This window comes from Flavobacterium sp. AC267 (genome assembly GCF_979258715.1).
Map to the genome: position 1 here is coordinate 410662 of NZ_OZ409875.1, position 17668 is coordinate 428329.

Genomic DNA, 17668 nt, shown 5'->3' on the forward strand with positions numbered 1-17668 from the left:
TATTTTAAATCTAATCTTACAAAAAACAACTTTGAAAAAATATTTAAAAATCTTCCTTTACCTAGCAATTATTGGATTAGTTGCCATTGTTTCCGTAAATTATTATGTGAAATCTTCGACCAAGAAATACATTCACCATTCACTTAAAAAATTTCCAAAAAACGATGTGGGAATTATATTTGGTGCGGGAATTAATGGAAACCAGCCAAGCAAATATTTAAAAGATCGTTTGGATGCAGGGATTTTACTTTGGAAAGCAAAACGAATCAATAAAATTCTACTTTCTGGCGATAACGGCCGAGAAGAATATGATGAATTAACAGTTATGAAAAATTATTGTTACACTCACGGAGTCGATACCACGAAGATATTTATTGACTATGCAGGTTTTGATACTTATTCGACGATGTATCGCGCGAAACATATTTTCAAGATTAAAAAAGCCACTTTAATAACTCAGGAATATCATCTAAACCGAGCCATCTATATTGGACAGAAACTCGGAATTAAATCGGCTGGATACTCTGCTAATAGAGGAAATTATTTGGGCTATAATTATGTTCGTTTTAGAGAATATGGATCTGTTTTCAAATCCTTTTTTGATGTTTTAAGAAATAGAGAACCTCGATTATTAGGAAATACAATTGATGTAAATGGTCCATCAAATTATTCAAAGGAAGATAAACGATAAAAGAAAGTTATTAAGAGCTCCAGCGGAGCAAAATATTTATAGAAAGATAAATATTAGGATTTTAAACGAAAGCTCTATCAGAGCGATATATTTCACCCCGATGGGGCTATTTTACGTAAATCAACAAATTTTATCTATAAATATTTCGTCCCTATGGGACTTGTTGAAAATTAAATAATTTAAAAAAGTTATTAAGAGCTCCAGCGGAGCAAAATATTATAGAAGAAAATTATTAGGATTTTAAACGAAAGCTCCATCAGAGAGACATATTTCACCCCGATGGGGCTGTTTTACATAAATCAACAAATTTTATCTATAAATATTTCGTCCCTATGGGACTTGTTGAAAATTAAATAATTTAAAAAAGTTATTAAGAGCTCCAGCGGAGCAAAATATTATAGAAGAAAATTATTAGGATTTTAAACGAAAGCTCCATCAGAGAGACATATTTCACCCGATGGGGCTGTTTTACATAAATCAACAAATTTTATCTATAAATATTTCGCCCCTATGGGACTTGTTGAAAATTAAATAATTTAAAAAGTTATTAAGAGCTCCAGCGGAGCAAAATATTTATAGAAAGAAAATATTAGGATTTTAAACGAAAGCTCCATCGGAGCGATATATTTTCCCCGATGGGGCTATTTTACATAAATCAACAAATTTTATCTATAATATTTCGCCCCTATGGGAGTTGTTGAAAATTAAATAATTTAAAAATCAAAAATCTTAATTCTATTCTCTTGATTCTATTTTCTCTACTCTTTCTCCAAAACCTTTTTCGCTAATTTTCCAACAGTAAGTCCTTGCACCACAATTGAAAATAGCACCACAATATAAGTTACCTCCAAAAGCAGGTTTTTATATTCGCCTTCTGGCATAGAAAGTACCAAAGCGATAGAAACCCCACCGCGAATTCCTCCCCAAACCAATACCATCAAAGAACCTTTATTGTAGGCAGATTTGATTCCGAAGAACTTAAAGATATCAAAGAATTTCCAAGGTAAAACGATAGAAAAAATTCTCGCAAAAAGCACTATAAAAATAGCCACAAAACCTGTTACTAATTGTTTATTTAAATCTGGCAGTAACAATAATTCGAAACCAATAAAGAGGAATAAAATAGCATTTAGAATTTCATCAATAAGTTCCCAGAATTTACCTAAATAATCCTGAGTCACTTCGCTCATTGCCACTTTTTTACCATAATTCCCAATGATCAATCCCGCAACAACCATTGCCAGCGGACTAGAAACGTGCAAACTTTGGGCAATCAAAAATCCTCCCATAACGATAGAAAGCGTGATTAAAACAGAAACTTTATAATCATCGATTTTCTTCATTACTCTTGATGCCGTAAATCCAAGAAAAGCCCCTAGTAAAAGTCCGCCGATTCCTTCTTTTGCAAACAGCCAGGCGATAGAACCAAAACTCATGTCAAACGTTGGGTCAGTTGCCATTTTTAAAACAACGGCAAACATTACTACCGCTACTCCATCATTAAATAAGGATTCACCAACAATTTTAGTTTCTATTCTTTTAGGAACTCTAGCTTGTTTTAGAACCCCCAACACCACAATTGGATCGGTTGGAGAAATTAACGTTCCAAAAACCAAACAAAATATATAAGGAATTTTTATACCGAAAAAAGGCGCGATATAAAAAAGCAGTACCGAAATTATTAATGCTGACAATACTACGCTGACCGTAGAATAAATCATAATGGGAACTTTTTGTTCTTTAAGATCAGACATGTTCACGTGCAGTGCACCTGCGAACAAAAGAAAATTCAACATTGCTCCCATCAGGATTTCGTTGAAGTCGAATTCTTTTATTAAATCAAAAAAGTGTTTTGTGGTTGCAGGGAAATAAGAATCTCCTAAAAGACGAATTCCTACTGAAACCAGCATGGCAATAATCATAATCCCAATAGTTCCTGGGAGTTTTAAAAATCTTAAATTTAAATAGGCGAAGAAAGAAGCCAGTACGATAAGTACTGAAAAGGTGTAGTATAATTCCATAAATGTGATTTTTACAAAAATATCCTTCTCATTAGTTAATCAAAAATTCAAGACCTGAATTAACATAACTTTATAATTCGTTAAATATCTTTCAATTACTTTTGAAAGTTTAAAAACTTTTGCTTACATTTGATCCATGGAATTCAAAGAAGCAAAAAATAAGTTTGTACAAACCTGGGGAGCATTAGGTTCTCAGTGGGGAATTAATAAAACGATGGCACAAATCCACGCTTTATTAATGGTCTCAAACGAAGCTGTTTCGATGGAAGACATTATGGACGAATTGCAAATCTCACGCGGAAACGCCAGCATGAACCTAAGAGCTTTAATGGATTGGGGAATTGTTTATAAAGAATACAAAGCTGGAGAAAGAAAAGAGTTTTTTACTGCTGAAAAAGATTTAGACGAATTAGCAGTTAAAATTTCAAGAGAAAGAAGCAAAAGAGAAATTAAACCTGCCCTTAAAATCTTAAAAGAAGTTTCGACAATCGAAGCAAAAGATTCGGCTGAGGAAAAACACTTTGTAGATCAAACTACTAAACTGTATGATTTTGTTTTAAAAGCAGATAATATGTTGGACAAAATGACTGAATTTAACGACAACTGGCTTGCTAAGCTTGTCTTAAAAATCATGAAGTAAAAAAATTTAATTAAAACTTTCATTTTTTTCTGAAAGTTTAAAACAATCAATAACTATGAGAAACATTAATTTATTAAATTATTTCTTTGTTGGTATTCCTGCCATTTTAATTCCTATTGGCTATATAAACGATGAGAATTTTGGCGAACTATTCGGTTATGGCTTATTATTCAGTATTTTAACTGGTCTCTTTCAAATTACTATTGGCGGGTGTATGTTAATCGATAATCCTCGTGACAAAAGCATTCAATATTATATACTTGGAGTGATTTTATATTTCGTGATGGTGTACATCAATCCCATTTTACCCCTCAGTCTCAAAACTTCTTTTGTATTCGCTATTCCCACAATACTAGCTATTTATCTTTCAATAGTAATCTATAAAAAAGCCCACAAATGAACTTCTTAAAAGCAGAATGGAAAAATTTAGCACTTTTCAATTATGAAGTTGATGCTTGCAATTTTAGAAAAATATCTTCCTGCAGGAACTGAAATCGATATTTGGAACAACAAATGTTATGTGAGTTTGGCGGGATTTATGTTTAAAAACACCAAAGTTTTAGGATTGAAAGTTCCGTTTCATGTAGATTTTGAAGAGGTAAATTTGAGATTCTATGTAAAACGTTTTGAAAACGGAGAATGGAGGCGCGGTGTAGTTTTTATTAAAGAAATTGTTCCTAAAAAAGCGATCACATTTATTGCGAATACGTTGTATCAGGAACATTATGAAACACAAAAAATGAGACATGAAATCATTGAGAATGAAAACACCAATACTTTTATTTATCAATGGAAGAATGACAAAAAATGGAACACGATTCAATTAGAAACCAAAAATACTCTAACAGAAATTAAGGTCGATTCTGAAGCTGAGTTTATTACAGAACATTATTTTGGATACACAAAAATCGACGACGAAATGACTTTTGAATATGAAGTAACGCATCCGAGATGGGAACAATTGGAAGTTTTAAATCATAACATTGAAATTGATTTCGAAAAAACGTACGGAACCGATTTTGGATTTCTGCAAGATGCAAAACCAATTTCTGTATTCTTAGCAAAAGGCTCAAAAATTACGGTTAAAAATAAAAGAAAATTACAATCAATTCCTGTTTTAGAAGAAATGTACTAATCAAATTATTATCCTTAAAACCAAAAATCATGAAAACGTTAGAAAACCAAACCTTACTTTATGATGAAGATTGTCCGCTTTGCAATTTATATACAACCGGTTTTGTAAAAAGCGGTATGCTTGACGAAAACGGAAGAAAATCTTATTGCCAATTATCTGCTGAAGAACAAAGTTTTGTAGACTTAAAACGCGCTCCAAATGAAATTGCGTTAATTGATAACACGTCAAAAACGGTTACTTACGGAATTGATAGTTTGATAAAAGTGATTGGATTTTCTTTTCCTTTAATTGAAAAAACTGCAACTCTAAAGCCAATTCATTTCATCCTGAAAAAAATGTATTCTTTTGTTTCATACAATAGAAAAGTAATTATCCCAGGAGTTGTAAAAGAAGAAAACAAACTGCAATGCACTCCTGATTTTAATTATAAATATAGATTTCTTTTTCTCGGATTTGCATTAACGCTGACCAGTTTTATTTTATTTAAATATGCTGATTTGATTCCGAATTTACCTAAATCTACTATTTTAAGAGAAGTGATTTTAGCGTTTGGCCAAATTATTTTTCAAAGTTTATTTCTTTTGAAGTTCGATAAACAAACGATTATCAATTATGCTGGAAATGTAATGACAGTTTCTTTAATGGGAAGTTTAATTTTGATCCCAATTTTAATTTTAGGTCAGTTTTTCCAGCTTCCTCAAATGATCATTTTAGGCTGGTTTGCAGTTACGGTTTTGATTATGTTTTTGGAACATTTTAGAAGAGTAAAAATTTTAAAACTTCCTTTTTATCTATCTTACACCTGGATTCTGTATCGAATTATTGCTTTGCTATTTATTTTAAATTAAGATTTGCCACTAATTACACGAATTTTCACGAATGAGATTTTACAATCCTGACGGAAAAAATTAGCGGAAATTTGTGCAATTCGTGGCAAAAAAATCAACATCATGAAAAAACTCATCATCGCGACCGGAACAGGATTTTTAGGACAGGTTTTAATCCAACATTTCAAAGATAAATTTGACGAAATTGTAATTCTGACCCGTGGAAAATCTCAGACAATTGACGGAATCAAATATGTAAACTGGAACGCCAGAAGTTTTTCTGGCTGGGAAAAAGAATTAGAAAACGCCACCGTTTTAATTAATCTTGCCGGAAAATCTGTTGATTGCCGTTATACAAAGGAAAATAAAAAAGAGATTCTTTTATCTCGAATTGAAAGCACGAAGATTTTAAACAAAGCCGTTTTGAATTGTCAAAATCCACCGAAACATTGGTTGAATTCATCAACTTCAACTATTTATCGTTTTTCTTTGGATAAACAAATGGATGAAACGGATGGCGAAGTTGGAAATGATTTTTCTATAAACGTCGCTTTGTCTTGGGAAAAAGCGTTCTTTAAAACTGAAACGCCAAATACTCTAAAAACTGCTTTGCGAACTTCTATCGTTTTAGGTAAAGATGGAGGTGCTTTTATTCCGCTAAAGACTTTGGCGAAAATTGGTTTTGGAGGAAAACAAGGTAACGGAAATCAATTCATAAGCTGGATTCACGAAGAAGATTTTGCGAATTCTGTTGATTTTATTCTTCAAAAGGAAATTTCTGGAGTTATAAATGTCGTTTCTCCACAACCAGTTCGTAATACTGATTTTATGCAGAAACTCCGAAAAGCAGTTGGTTTTCCGTTCGGAATTCCGATGAGTACTTTTTTGTTAGAAATTGGATCTTTCTTCATTCGTACAGAAACGGAATTGGTTTTAAAAAGCAGAAATGTAGTTCCGAAACGACTTTTAGACAATGGATTTCAGTTTAAGTTTGGAGATATTGATAATGCATTTAAAAATTTAGTAAACAAATGAAAACACAAAACACAGATTGGCATTTTTATAACTTCCTCACTCATGAGAGGATTCATGTGGTTTGACATTGCTTTATCTTATTCCATTTCATCGATTCTTACCGGATTATTTTTTAAGTTAAATTTTAAAAGTAAGGAAGAAAATGTAAAATAAGATTCTTTTAAAGCTCCAGCGGAGTATAATGTTTATAGAAAAGATAAAAAATGCGTCGTTCATTTAAGCTCCAGCGGAGCGACATCTTTGCTTTCTGATTACTTCTAAAACATTTCGCCCCTAATGGGGCTTTATTCCAATAGCAACTATAAATCTATAAATATGACGTCCCGCTGGGACTTGAAATACGTTGATCAATCATGACAACCATAAACCTCACAACCAAAATAAACGCACCAAAACAAATCGTTTTTGATGCATCAAGAAACATAGATATCCATCAACAATCTGCAAGTGAATCCAATGAAAAAGCAATTGCGGGCGTAACATCTGGTTTGATTAATTTACACGAAACAGTAACTTGGCGCGGGAACCATTTCGGTTTTTATCTCACGCACAAAAGCCGAATTACCAAAATGGATTTGTATGACTATTTTGTGGATGAAATGGAACACGGCAAATTTAAATCTTTCAAACATGAACATTTTTTTGAGGAAGAAAATGGAATCACAATTATGAGAGACAAATTACAATATGAAACTCCATTTGGAATTGTCGGAAGATTATTTGATGCTTTATTTCTGAAAAAACATCTGAATCAATTTCTTTTGGACAGGAACAAGGTACTCAAAGAAGTCTCAGAAAAACAGATTTAAAATATATTTCTTACTTTTAAGAAAAGTATCTAACTTAAAATCAGACTTATGAAATTAAAAACTAAAGTTTTATCGATAGCCTTTTTCGCCTTTTCTATTGTTGGATTTGCTCAAAGCAATTGTACAACCTTAAAGGGATGTGAAAGAAAATTATGTGAATTAAATACCAAATTGACTGCCGCTAAGAAAGCAGGAAATCAAAACCAAATAAAAGGTATTGAAGAAGCTATTGCAGAAACCAAGAAAAACTGCACCACCAAAACAGTCAACAAAGATCTGGACAAAAAAGTAAAAGAAAAACAACAAAAAGTCAAGGAAAGAACTGCTGATTTAAACGAAGCGATTAAAGACAAAGAAAGTCAAGAAAAAATCGACAAAAAAAGGAAAAAATTAAATGAAGCTAAAGCGGAATTGAATAAAGCTTTGGCGGAACAGAAAACGAAATGATTTTTTCTCTCGCAGATTCAACAGATTGAGCAGATTAAAAAAATAATTTCAATTGCCTCCAGCTTTAGCTGTAGGATAAATTATAATAGATTATTTCTTGGCTTTAGCCGAACTTTGTCATTTGGCTAAAGCCCTTATTGAAGATTTCTTTTACCTCCAGCTAAAGCTGGAGGCAATTCAAAAATAAATTCAATTAAAATTTATTTTTCAAATTCTAATTTCAAACATAGCGCGCGGTTTCAACCGCGGGAAACGTTGTGTACAGTTTGAAAGCATTGACAATACTCTAATATATTTTAAAAATGAATTTCCCTCATTTTACGTTTTGCGTGAGGGATAGTAGCATGCTACCGAAGTAGCGCGGATAGCCCGACAGCATCTTAATAAAAGGGCGTATAAGCGCAAAGTAAATTTGCCCTTTTATCAAGATGGTGGCACGCCCAAATCATTTAGAAACTTGAGATCTTTTACTATAGTAACGCAATCATTAACCACCAAAAAATGGGAACGCTTTCGACCCAAAAAGAAGTATAATATTTGGAGCGGTTTGTATTGGCAAAAAGAATAAACAACATCAAAGTCACGACCATTATTAAATTGATGATAAGATCGTGGAGGGTAAAACTTAAAATACCTAGAACCCAAAACGGAACCAAAAGTGAAAATCCTAAAATCTTTGTACGCTTAACGCCGATAGTTTGCGGTACAGTTTTTAAATGCGGATCGTCATTCGCCAGATCCAAAATTTCAAAAACTAAAATCAGTACAAAAACTAAAACAAATCGCTGTACGCATTTTATAAAAAAGTTGGCTGTAAAGGGAACTTCGGCATTTATGTAAGGCAAAACCAAAGTCGCTCCTACCCAGCAAAGCGAAACAATATAGATTTTTACTCCTGCCCAGTTTCTGGCGTTTTTTCTATTCGGAAAAAAGGGTAAAGTATAAAGTGCCGTTATGGCAAAAATTACAACAGAGACGATTTGGGTAATTCGCTTGAGATGGAAAAAATAATATCCTACTAATAGCGACGAAATGAAACTCAAAATAGCAATTATTTTCAACTGCAGTCCGATTGGTTTTTTCTTAACGCGAACTAAAGCATCGTACTTTACGAAATTATATCCTACAATTGTTCCGAAAAAAACGAATAAAGCCATTGGCTCATCATACTGAATATGAAAGAAGTAAAATGTAATTCGGACCAAAGCATAACACGATAAAGCCACGTGAATACTGCTGTTTAAATAAAAATCAACTATTTGTTTTAGAAGTTTCATGCCTCAAATCTAATCAATTGGTAACAAATCAACTCTTTAGTTAGAAATTTGATAAAAATTGAAGTTAAAAATACCCATTAAATTATTAATAATACTTAATTTTGCGCCACAAAAAAACAACACATTTACTATAAAATGTAATAAACCTTGTGAAATCGTATAAAACACTCGGCAAATTACTTTTGATCTTTAAAAAATAGACTGCTACAAATGAAAACAGATGCTTTTGCTTTAAGACACATTGGTCCAAGAGAAACAGATCTTCAACACATGTTACAAACAATTGGTGTTGAATCTATTGAACAACTTGTTTATGAAACCCTTCCGGACGATATTCGTTTAAAAGCGCCTTTGAATTTGGATCCTGCAATGACGGAATACGAATTTGCAAATCATATTCAGGAACTAGGAAAGAAAAATAAAGTATTCAAATCTTATATTGGTTTGGGTTATCATCCAACTATTGTTCCGGCTCCAATTCAAAGAAATATCTTTGAAAATCCAGGATGGTATACAGCTTACACACCTTACCAGGCAGAAATTGCTCAAGGTCGTCTAGAAGCGATTTTAAATTTCCAGACTACTGTTATTGAATTAACAGGAATGGAAATTGCCAATGCATCTTTACTTGACGAAGGAACTGCGCGACAGAAGCGATGGCTTTGTTGTTTGACGTTCGTACACGTGACCAAAAGAAAAACAATACAAACAAATTCTTCGTTTCTGAAGAAATTTTACCACAAACTTTATCGGTACTTCAAACACGTTCAACTCCAGTTGGAATTGAATTAGTTGTTGGAAACCATGAAACATTTGATTTTTCAAATGAGTTTTTTGGAGCTATTTTACAATACCCAGGAAAATATGGTCAGGTAAACGATTACAGTGATTTTGTTGCTAAAGCAAAAGAAAATGAAATTAAAGTTGCCTTTGCTCGCAGATATTTTATCTCTAGTCGCCTTAACTTCTCCGGGAGAAATGGGAGCCGCAGTAGTGGTTGGAACTTCACAACGTTTTGGTGTACCAATGGGTTATGGTGGTCCTCACGCTGCTTTTTTGCCACTAAAGACGAATACAAACGCTCTATGCCAGGTCGTATTATTGGAGTTTCTATCGACGTAAACGGAAATCGCGCTTTACGTATGGCTTTAGGAACTCGTGAACAGCATATTAAACGTGAAAAAGCAACTTCAAATATTTGTACGGCTCAGGTTTTATTAGCTGTTATGGCCGGAATGTATGCGGTTTACCACGGACCAAAAGGTTTACAATATATTGCAGGCAAAGTTCACGCATCTGCAGTTACTGTCGCTGAAGCTTTAAATAAATTAGGAGTTTATCAAACCAATACGGCTTACTTTGATACTATTTTAGTAAAAGCAGATGCTCAAAAAGTAAAAGCTATTGCGGAGAAAAATGAAGTAAACTTCTTCTATGTTGATGCAGATACCATTTCGATCTCATTCAACGAAACAACTTCAATTGCCGACATCAATCAAATTATTGCGATTTTTGCTGAAGCTTTAGGAAAAGAAACTTTTACTGTTTCTGAATTAACTGAGGCTAGTCAATTACCAGCTTCATTAGAAAGAACGTCGTCTTTCTTAACGCATGATGTATTCAACAATCATCATTCGGAAAGTCAGATCATGCGTTACATCAAAAAATTAGAGCGTAAAGATTTATCGTTGAATCATTCGATGATCTCATTAGGTTCTTGTACGATGAAATTAAACGCGACTTCAGAAATGCTTCCTTTATCAATGCCAAACTGGAACAGCATTCACCCTTTTGCACCAGTTGAACAAGCTGAAGGTTATATCACGATGCTTAAAAAATTAGAGGAGCAATTAAATGTAATTACTGGATTTGCTGGAACAACATTACAGCCAAACTCAGGAGCTCAAGGAGAATATGCAGGCTTAATGGCTATTCGCGCTTACCATTTGTCAAGAAACGAAGGTCACCGTAATGTATGTTTGATTCCTTCATCTGCTCACGGAACAAATCCTGCTTCTGCGGCGATGGCCGGAATGAAAATTATTGTCACTAAAACAACTCCAGAAGGAAATATTGACGTAGAAGATTTAAGAGAAAAAGCAATTGAGCACAAAGATGACTTATCTTGTTTAATGGTAACGTATCCTTCTACTCACGGAGTTTTTGAATCTTCAATTATTGAAATTACAAAATTAATCCACTACAATGGCGGATTAGTATATATGGATGGTGCAAACATGAACGCGCAAGTTGGATTAACAAATCCTGCTACAATTGGTGCTGACGTTTGTCACTTAAACTTACACAAAACCTTCGCTATTCCTCACGGAGGAGGTGGACCTGGAGTTGGACCAATTTGTGTAAACGAAAAACTAGTTCCGTTTTTACCAACGAACCCGATCTTAAAAGTAGGCGGTGAACAAGCTATTACAGCGATTTCATCTGCACCTTACGGATCTGCTTTGGTATGTTTAATTTCTTACGGCTACATCACAATGATGGGTGCTGAAGGATTAAAAAGCGCTACAGAACACGCTATTTTAAATGCTAACTACATGAAAGCGCGTTTCGAAGGACACTATCCAATTCTTTATACAGGAGAATGTGGAAGAGCGACTCACGAAATGATTTTAGATTGCCGTTCATTTAAAGAAAATGGAATTGAAGTTGGTGATATCGCGAAGCGTTTAATGGATTACGGTTTCCACGCTCCAACAGTTTCTTTCCCTGTAGCAGGAACTTTAATGATCGAACCAACTGAATCTGAAGATTTAGCAGAATTAGATCGTTTTTGTGATGCTCTTATCTCAATCAGAAAAAGAGATTGAAGCCGCAACAGCTGATGATAAAAACAATGTATTGAAAAATGCACCGCACACATTGGCAATGTTAACTACTGATAATTGGGTTTTCCCTTATACTAGAGAAAAAGCGACTTATCCGTTAGAATACATCGCTGAAAATAAATTCTGGCCATCTGTTCGTCGTGTAGATGATGCTTATGGTGACAGAAACTTAGTTTGCGACTGTGCTCCTATTGAAGCATACATGGAAAATTAACAAACAAATTTTCTATCAAAATAAAATTCTAAAACCCGACAGATTTTAAAAACTTGTCGGGTTTTGTTTTTTTTTTGTTTTTGGTTTATTTTTGTTTCAGGTTTCAAGTTTCAAGTTCAACCGTAAACTGAAACCTGAAACAAAAAAACTTTTTTTCCGCACTTTTCCTTCAATCGTTTGAAATCTCGGAAAAATTAAAAAATCATTAAAAAATAAACAATATATTACTAAAAAAATCGTTTATTCATAATTATATGCGTGCATAGTATTTTTTATGATAGTTATCATGTTTTTATTTATACTTTAGCATGAAATTTATCGGATAATTTAAGGAAAGAAATGAAAATAAAAATTATTGGAATTGGGAGCTATATTCCTAATTTAGAAGTAAAGAACACAGACTTTGATAAACATATTTTTTTAAATGAAGATGGAACTCCATTTGGTTACCCTAACGAAGTTGTAATTAAAAAGTTCAAAGGTATTACCGGAATTGAAAATCGTCGTTATGCAGAACCTGAATACACTGCATCTGATTTAGCATTTTTTGCGACCGAAAAAGCAATTGCAAATGCCGGAATCGATGCTGAAACTTTAGACTACATTATTTTTGCTCACAATTTTGGTGACGTAAAAACAGGAACGCATCAAACAGATATTTTACCAAGTTTAGCTACAAGAGTTAAAAATAAATTAGCCATTAAAAACCCTAAATGTGTTGCCTATGATATTCTTTTTGGATGTCCGGGCTGGATTGAAGGAGTTTTACAAGCCAATGCATTCATCAAATCAGGAATGGCAAAAAGAGTTTTAGTGATTGGAGCTGAAACTTTATCTAGAGTTGTCGACGATCATGATCGTGACTCAATGATCTATTCTGATGGTGCAGGTGCTTCAATTTTAGAAGCCTCTACTGATGAAGCTGGGTTATTATCTTATGAAAGTGCTACTTACGCTAACGACGAAGCAAATTATCTATATTTTGGAAAATCTTATAATCCAGATTTAGATCCAGATATTAAATACATCAAAATGTACGGACGTAAAATTTACGAATTTGCTCTTAGCAATGTTCCGTGCGCTATGAAAAGCTGTTTAGATCAAAGTGGTATTGGAATTGACGAGGTTAAAAAAATCTTGATTCATCAGGCAAACGAAAAAATGGACGAAGCTATTATCGAACGTTTCTACAAATTATACGATAAAACGGCACCTAAAGATATTATGCCAATGAGCATTCACGATTTAGGAAACAGCAGTGTAGCGACAGTTCCTACTTTATACGATTTGATTCTTCAGGGGAAAATTGAAAATCACGAAATCAACAAAGGCGATGTTATTATTTTTGCTTCGGTTGGAGCCGGAATGAATATTAATGCTTTTGTGTATCGCTACTAAAAAAGTTTTTAGATAATCTTGAGTGAAATAATCTCGCATAGTTTATTAAACCATAAAAGTGATATAAGTTCAATTAAGTGAAAACTTAAAATATCTTATATCACTTATATGGTTATTTTTTTGATAAAAACTTTGCGACTTCGCGTCTTTGCGAGAGATTGATTTCAAACTTCCATTAAAACACTTCTATTTTCATTCCAATTAAAAAAACAAGAAAGAGGATAACTTTGTATATTTGCGCCTTTGTTGCTTAAAACATATATAATGTACGAGAAAACGTTTCCGAATAAAAGATTCAAACTTACTTTAGAATTTTTACAAAAGCATGTTAACACATCAGAAGTAATTTTTGATTTTGGTGTACCCAATCCGTTTTCTAAAATAATGGAAGAAAATGGCTATACGGTAAAAAACACAAAAGGCGAAGATTTAGACAACGATCAAACCGCTTTACAAACAGAGGAATATAGTGTTTTTACTGCTTTTGAAATTTTCGAACATTTGCTAAATCCATACACAATTTTACAAAACGTAAAATGTGATAAATTGTTAATTTCAATTCCGTTACGTTTATGGTTTTCGCCAGCATATCGTTCTAAAACTGATATGTGGGACAGACATTACCATGAATTTGAGGACTGGCAGTTAGACTGGCTTTTAGAAAAAACAGGCTGGAAAATAACAGATCGTTTACAGTTTACGCACCCAGTAAAAAAATTCGGATTCAGACCCTTATTGAGATATTTCACTCCTCGATATTATATTGTTGCTTGCTGAGAGAGCCTAACGGCAAATTCCAAAAATAAATTCCAAATTCCAAAATGGGATAAATTTCAAAAAGCAAATTCCAAATTCCAATTTAAAACTGGTTAAATTGGAATTTGGAATTTTTAAAAATTGGAATTTACTTTAAGTATTGGAATTTGGTATTTTAGAAGATTGGAATTTATTTTATTTTTTGGAATTTGGAATTTAAAAAATTGGAATTTAAAATGAAGTATTACATCGTTATTCCCGCGCACAACGAGCAAGAACTTATTGGCTTGACTTTACAATCTTTGGTTTCACAGACTGTTCTGCCATCAAAAGTTGTGGTTGTAAACGATAATTCGACCGATAAAACAGAAGAAGTTGTATTGGGTTTTGCAAAGGAAAATCCGTTTATTTCTGTTGTAAACAAAACTTCAGATGCGATTCATTTACCGGGAAGCAAAGTGATTCAGGCTTTTCAGAAAGGTTTTGAAACGTTGGATTCCAATTACGACATTATTGTAAAAATAGATGGTGATTTAATTTTTCCTCCAAATTATTTTGAAACTATAATCAAACATTTCGAATCTGATTCAAAAATCGGAATGGCAGGTGGATTTTGTTATATAGATAAAAACGGTGAATGGGTTTTAGAAAACCTAACGGATAAAGATCATATCCGCGGTGCTTTAAAAGCTTATCGTGCGAGAACTTTTCAGCAGATTGGCGGTTTAAAACCTGCAATGGGCTGGGACACAGTAGATGAATTACTTTGTAAATTTTACGGTTGGAAAATTGTCACAGACGAATCTTTACATGTAAAACATTTAAAACCAACTGGCGCAAACTACAACAAAACAGCACGTTATAAACAAGGTGAAGCTTTTTATACTTTAGGCTACGGTTTCTGGATCACAGCAATTGCTTCGGCAAAACTGGCGATGATGAAGAAAAAGCCACTTCTCTTTTTAGATTATATTAATGGTTTTTTGAAAGCTAAAAAAGCTAAAACTCCCTTACTCGTTACCCAAGAACAAGCTAAATTTATTAGAAATTACCGTTTGCAAAAAATGAAACAAAAGCTTTTTTAATCTTAAAAAAATTAAAAAACTGCTAAGTGAAACGGTAAACTGTAAACTAATCCTTAATTTAGCCAATATTTCTAAAACTTATGATGCTAATTCGTTATTTATCCCAAATAGGAAGATATTTTTTAATGCTTAAAGAAATTTTTAATAAACAGACTAAATGGCCTGTTATGAAAAATTTGATTTTCAAAGAAATCGATGATTTAATTATCGATTCTCTTGGTATCGTTTGCTTTATATCTTTTTTTATTGGAGGAGTTGTTGCCATTCAAACGGCCTTAAACTTAACCAATCCTTTAATTCCAAAATATTTAATTGGTTTTGCTACACGTCAATCTGTAATTTTAGAATTTGCCCCAACTTTTATTTCGGTAATTATGGCCGGAAAAATGGGGTCTTATATTACATCAAGTATTGGTACAATGCGTGTAACGGAGCAAATTGATGCTTTAGAAGTTATGGGTGTTAATTCATTAAACTACCTTGTTTTTCCAAAAATAGTAGCTTTATTAATGTATCCTTTCGTAATCGGAATTAGTATGTTTCTGGGTGTTTTTGGTGGATGGCTTGCTTGTGCATATGGCGGATTTTCAACTAGTCAAGACTTTATTCAAGGTGCTCAAATGGAATTTATTCCGTTTCACATTACATATGCTTTTATTAAAACTTTAATATTTGCAATGTTATTGGCTACTATTCCCTCTTTTCATGGATATTATATGAAAGGCGGTGCACTTGAAGTTGGTAGAGCAAGTACGGTATCGTTTGTATGGACATCTGTTTGTATCATTCTTTTTAATTATATACTAACTCAATTATTATTAGGATAATGATAGAAGTAAAAAACATAGAAAAATCATTTGGTGACAGTAAGGTTTTAAAAGGTGTTTCGACAGTTTTTGAATCTGGCAAAACCAACTTGATTATTGGACAAAGTGGATCTGGAAAAACCGTTTTATTAAAAACTCTATTAGGGATTCATACGCCAGATTCAGGCACAATTGAATTTGACGGAAGAGTTTATTCTGAATTAAATCCAGATGAAAAAAGAGAACTAAGAACTGAAATTGGAATGGTTTTTCAAGGAAGTGCCCTATTCGACTCTATGACTGTTGAAGAGAATGTTGCTTTCCCTTTAAAGATGTTTACCAATGATAATAAAGCAAAAATCAAAGAAAGAGTTGATTTTGTATTAGAAAGAGTAAATCTAGTTGAAGCGCATAAAAAACTGCCTTCAGAGATTTCAGGAGGTATGCAGAAACGTGTTGCGATTGCGCGTGCAATTGTAAACAATCCAAAATATTTGTTTTGTGATGAGCCAAACTCAGGTTTAGATCCAAACACTTCGACATTGATTGACAACCTTATTAAGGAAATTACAGAAGAATACAACATCACAACTGTAATTAACACACACGATATGAATTCTGTAATGGAAATTGGAGAGAACATCGTTTTCTTGAAAAAAGGTGTAAAAGCGTGGCAGGGAACTAAGGAAGAAATTTTCGTAACCGACAATAAAGATATTGTCAAATTTGTTTACTCTTCTAACCTCTTTAAAAAAGTTAGAGAAGCTTATTTGAAAGGCTAGATCTTTTTAAATTCCAATAAAAAAAATCCAAATTCCAATAACTGGAAGTTCAATAAAAATCCCAAATTCCAACTGTTCAAATTGGAATTTGGGATTTTTTATTGAGTTTCTTAAATTGGAATTTGGAATTTTTTATTAGAATTTCATCCGAATTGGAATTTGGATTTTTTTTTATTGGAATTTCATTCGAATTAGAATTTGGAATTTCTCCGAGGTTTAGTGATTGCAATTTAACTCATCAGCTCCACTTCCGCATTTGGATTAAAAAGATACGTTTTTCCAGAGCTTATTTCGATACATTCAAAACGTTTAGTTCTTACGGCCAGTTTCTTGAATACTTTTCCGTTTTTGATTCTGAAAACACTTCCAAAAGGGATTTCAAAAACATAATTCTTATCGTTGTCCGCATCGAATTGTTTTAATGCCAAAGACAAAGTGGTATCGGTATCACTGCTTGCTGAAGGGTTTTTAAAATGCCTTGCCAATAAAGGCAATATCTGACTTGGAAATATTTCCGGCCTGATAAACGGCACCATTAAACGCTGGAAAGTATATTTCCATTCGTTCCCGTGAGGTTTTATATTTCGCCCAAATTTTTCAAAAGCAACTAAATGTGCGATCTCATGAATCAGCGTAATCATAAACCTGTATTTATTCAAGCTTGCATTAACCGTAATTTCATGTTTACCGCTTGGCCCTCTTCTATAATCACCATGACGCGTCTGACGTTCGTTTACAATTTTCAAGTGCACCTGATTGGCCACTATCAAATCAAAAACGGGTTTTACCGCATATTCGGGAATATATTTAGCTAAAGTTTCGCTCAAGATAATGTAGTTTGACTAACTCAAAAATACTTCGAAATATATTTTTATAAAGTTAAATATTTAAAATATTGA

Annotated in this window: 17 protein-coding genes and 1 pseudogene; 15 read left to right on the forward strand and 3 right to left on the reverse strand. The window is 33.0% G+C overall.

The features are described from left to right. Nucleotides 1–31 precede the first annotated feature (31 nt). Complete coding sequence (locus ACZZ95_RS02280) at nt 32–691, forward strand: SanA/YdcF family protein (protein ID WP_463467858.1); 660 nt, start codon at nt 32–34, stop codon at nt 689–691. 758 nt (nt 692–1449) lie between these two features. Here ACZZ95_RS02280 and ACZZ95_RS02285 read toward each other — a convergent pair. After that, a complete protein-coding gene (locus ACZZ95_RS02285; protein ID WP_463467859.1) occupies nt 1450–2712 on the reverse strand; it encodes a cation:proton antiporter in 1263 nt (420 codons plus the stop codon). Between the two features lie 136 nt (nt 2713–2848). Here ACZZ95_RS02285 and ACZZ95_RS02290 point away from each other — a divergent pair, with 136 nt between their 5' ends. The 7 genes from ACZZ95_RS02290 (at nt 2849) to ACZZ95_RS02320 (ending at nt 7605) form a co-directional block, all read left to right on the forward strand. Next, a complete protein-coding gene (locus ACZZ95_RS02290) occupies nt 2849–3352 on the forward strand; it encodes a GbsR/MarR family transcriptional regulator (RefSeq protein WP_463467860.1) in 504 nt (167 codons plus the stop codon). Nucleotides 3353–3407: 55 nt separating this feature from the next. Continuing rightward, nucleotides 3408–3752 (forward strand): hypothetical protein, encoded by a 345-nt coding sequence (locus tag ACZZ95_RS02295; RefSeq protein ID WP_463467861.1) that lies wholly within the window; start codon nt 3408–3410, stop codon nt 3750–3752. A 51-nt stretch (nt 3753–3803) separates the two neighbouring features. Further along, entirely contained in the window at nt 3804–4487 is a 684-nt protein-coding gene (locus tag ACZZ95_RS02300; protein ID WP_463467862.1) for a YqjF family protein, read from the forward strand. Between the two features lie 29 nt (nt 4488–4516). After that, nucleotides 4517–5335, forward strand: coding sequence for a thiol-disulfide oxidoreductase DCC family protein (locus ACZZ95_RS02305; protein WP_463467863.1), 819 nt, complete (start codon nt 4517–4519; stop codon nt 5333–5335). A 102-nt stretch (nt 5336–5437) separates the two neighbouring features. Then, nucleotides 5438–6349 carry a TIGR01777 family oxidoreductase gene (locus ACZZ95_RS02310; protein WP_463467864.1) on the forward strand — a complete coding sequence of 304 codons (912 nt, stop codon included), beginning with the start codon at nt 5438–5440 and terminating at the stop codon, nt 6347–6349. A 353-nt stretch (nt 6350–6702) separates the two neighbouring features. Then, on the forward strand, nt 6703–7158 hold the full coding sequence (locus ACZZ95_RS02315; RefSeq protein ID WP_463467865.1) for an SRPBCC family protein: 456 nt from the start codon (nt 6703–6705) through the stop codon (nt 7156–7158). A gap of 48 nt (nt 7159–7206) precedes the next feature. Continuing rightward, on the forward strand, nt 7207–7605 hold the full coding sequence (locus ACZZ95_RS02320) for a DUF1090 family protein (RefSeq protein ID WP_463467866.1): 399 nt from the start codon (nt 7207–7209) through the stop codon (nt 7603–7605). Nucleotides 7606–8075: 470 nt separating this feature from the next. Here ACZZ95_RS02320 and ACZZ95_RS02325 read toward each other — a convergent pair whose 3' ends face one another. Next, nucleotides 8076–8882 (reverse strand): UbiA prenyltransferase family protein, encoded by an 807-nt coding sequence (locus tag ACZZ95_RS02325; protein ID WP_463467867.1) that lies wholly within the window; start codon nt 8880–8882, stop codon nt 8076–8078. Nucleotides 8883–9152: 270 nt separating this feature from the next. Here ACZZ95_RS02325 and gcvP point away from each other — a divergent pair. The 7 genes and pseudogenes from gcvP to ACZZ95_RS02360 all read left to right on the forward strand — a co-directional run bounded on the left by gcvP (nt 9153) and on the right by ACZZ95_RS02360 (nt 16769). After that, nucleotides 9153–11710, forward strand: a pseudogene (gcvP, locus tag ACZZ95_RS02330) (aminomethyl-transferring glycine dehydrogenase). Further along, nucleotides 11679–11942: a hypothetical protein gene (locus tag ACZZ95_RS02335; protein ID WP_463467868.1), complete on the forward strand. Its 264-nt coding sequence runs from the start codon at nt 11679–11681 to the stop codon at nt 11940–11942. Before gcvP ends, ACZZ95_RS02335 begins: the two are co-directional and overlap by 32 nt. 339 nt (nt 11943–12281) lie before the next feature. Then, nucleotides 12282–13340, forward strand: coding sequence for a 3-oxoacyl-ACP synthase III family protein (locus ACZZ95_RS02340; RefSeq protein ID WP_463467869.1), 1059 nt, complete (start codon nt 12282–12284; stop codon nt 13338–13340). A 264-nt stretch (nt 13341–13604) separates the two neighbouring features. Beyond that, the gene (locus ACZZ95_RS02345) at nt 13605–14117 is read left to right on the forward strand and encodes a methyltransferase (protein WP_463467870.1); all 513 of its coding nucleotides are present in this window, start codon (nt 13605–13607) and stop codon (nt 14115–14117) included. A gap of 215 nt (nt 14118–14332) precedes the next feature. After that, nucleotides 14333–15181 (forward strand): glycosyltransferase family 2 protein, encoded by an 849-nt coding sequence (locus ACZZ95_RS02350; RefSeq protein ID WP_463467871.1) that lies wholly within the window; start codon nt 14333–14335, stop codon nt 15179–15181. An 80-nt stretch (nt 15182–15261) separates the two neighbouring features. Then, the gene (locus ACZZ95_RS02355) at nt 15262–16008 is read left to right on the forward strand and encodes an MlaE family ABC transporter permease (RefSeq protein WP_095952408.1); all 747 of its coding nucleotides are present in this window, start codon (nt 15262–15264) and stop codon (nt 16006–16008) included. Continuing rightward, entirely contained in the window at nt 16008–16769 is a 762-nt protein-coding gene (locus ACZZ95_RS02360; protein ID WP_095952409.1) for an ABC transporter ATP-binding protein, read from the forward strand. Before ACZZ95_RS02355 ends, ACZZ95_RS02360 begins: the two co-directional genes overlap by 1 nt. Before the next feature lie 230 nt (nt 16770–16999). Here the strand turns inward: ACZZ95_RS02360 and ACZZ95_RS02365 are convergent, their stop codons facing one another. Beyond that, nucleotides 17000–17596 carry a SprT-like domain-containing protein gene (locus tag ACZZ95_RS02365; RefSeq protein WP_463467872.1) on the reverse strand — a complete coding sequence of 199 codons (597 nt, stop codon included), beginning with the start codon at nt 17594–17596 and terminating at the stop codon, nt 17000–17002. Nucleotides 17597–17668 lie beyond the last annotated feature (72 nt).

What these genes read in the sequence shown, in the direction of transcription:
- ACZZ95_RS02300 (WP_463467862.1), top strand. Translation starts at nt 3,804, where the DNA reads ATGCTTGCAATTTTAGAAAAATATCTTCCTGCAGGAACTGAAATCGAT.
- ACZZ95_RS02345 (WP_463467870.1), top strand. Translation starts at nt 13,605, where the DNA reads ATGTACGAGAAAACGTTTCCGAATAAAAGATTCAAACTTACTTTAGAA.
- ACZZ95_RS02290 (WP_463467860.1), top strand. Translation starts at nt 2,849, where the DNA reads ATGGAATTCAAAGAAGCAAAAAATAAGTTTGTACAAACCTGGGGAGCA.
- ACZZ95_RS02315 (WP_463467865.1), top strand. Translation starts at nt 6,703, where the DNA reads ATGACAACCATAAACCTCACAACCAAAATAAACGCACCAAAACAAATC.
- ACZZ95_RS02355 (WP_095952408.1), top strand. Translation starts at nt 15,262, where the DNA reads ATGATGCTAATTCGTTATTTATCCCAAATAGGAAGATATTTTTTAATG.
- ACZZ95_RS02360 (WP_095952409.1), top strand. Translation starts at nt 16,008, where the DNA reads ATGATAGAAGTAAAAAACATAGAAAAATCATTTGGTGACAGTAAGGTT.
- ACZZ95_RS02285 (WP_463467859.1), bottom strand. Translation starts at nt 2,712, where the DNA reads ATGGAATTATACTACACCTTTTCAGTACTTATCGTACTGGCTTCTTTC.
- ACZZ95_RS02310 (WP_463467864.1), top strand. Translation starts at nt 5,438, where the DNA reads ATGAAAAAACTCATCATCGCGACCGGAACAGGATTTTTAGGACAGGTT.
- ACZZ95_RS02325 (WP_463467867.1), bottom strand. Translation starts at nt 8,882, where the DNA reads ATGAAACTTCTAAAACAAATAGTTGATTTTTATTTAAACAGCAGTATT.
- ACZZ95_RS02335 (WP_463467868.1), top strand. Translation starts at nt 11,679, where the DNA reads ATGCTCTTATCTCAATCAGAAAAAGAGATTGAAGCCGCAACAGCTGAT.
- ACZZ95_RS02350 (WP_463467871.1), top strand. Translation starts at nt 14,333, where the DNA reads ATGAAGTATTACATCGTTATTCCCGCGCACAACGAGCAAGAACTTATT.
- ACZZ95_RS02340 (WP_463467869.1), top strand. Translation starts at nt 12,282, where the DNA reads ATGAAAATAAAAATTATTGGAATTGGGAGCTATATTCCTAATTTAGAA.
- ACZZ95_RS02320 (WP_463467866.1), top strand. Translation starts at nt 7,207, where the DNA reads ATGAAATTAAAAACTAAAGTTTTATCGATAGCCTTTTTCGCCTTTTCT.
- ACZZ95_RS02295 (WP_463467861.1), top strand. Translation starts at nt 3,408, where the DNA reads ATGAGAAACATTAATTTATTAAATTATTTCTTTGTTGGTATTCCTGCC.
- ACZZ95_RS02305 (WP_463467863.1), top strand. Translation starts at nt 4,517, where the DNA reads ATGAAAACGTTAGAAAACCAAACCTTACTTTATGATGAAGATTGTCCG.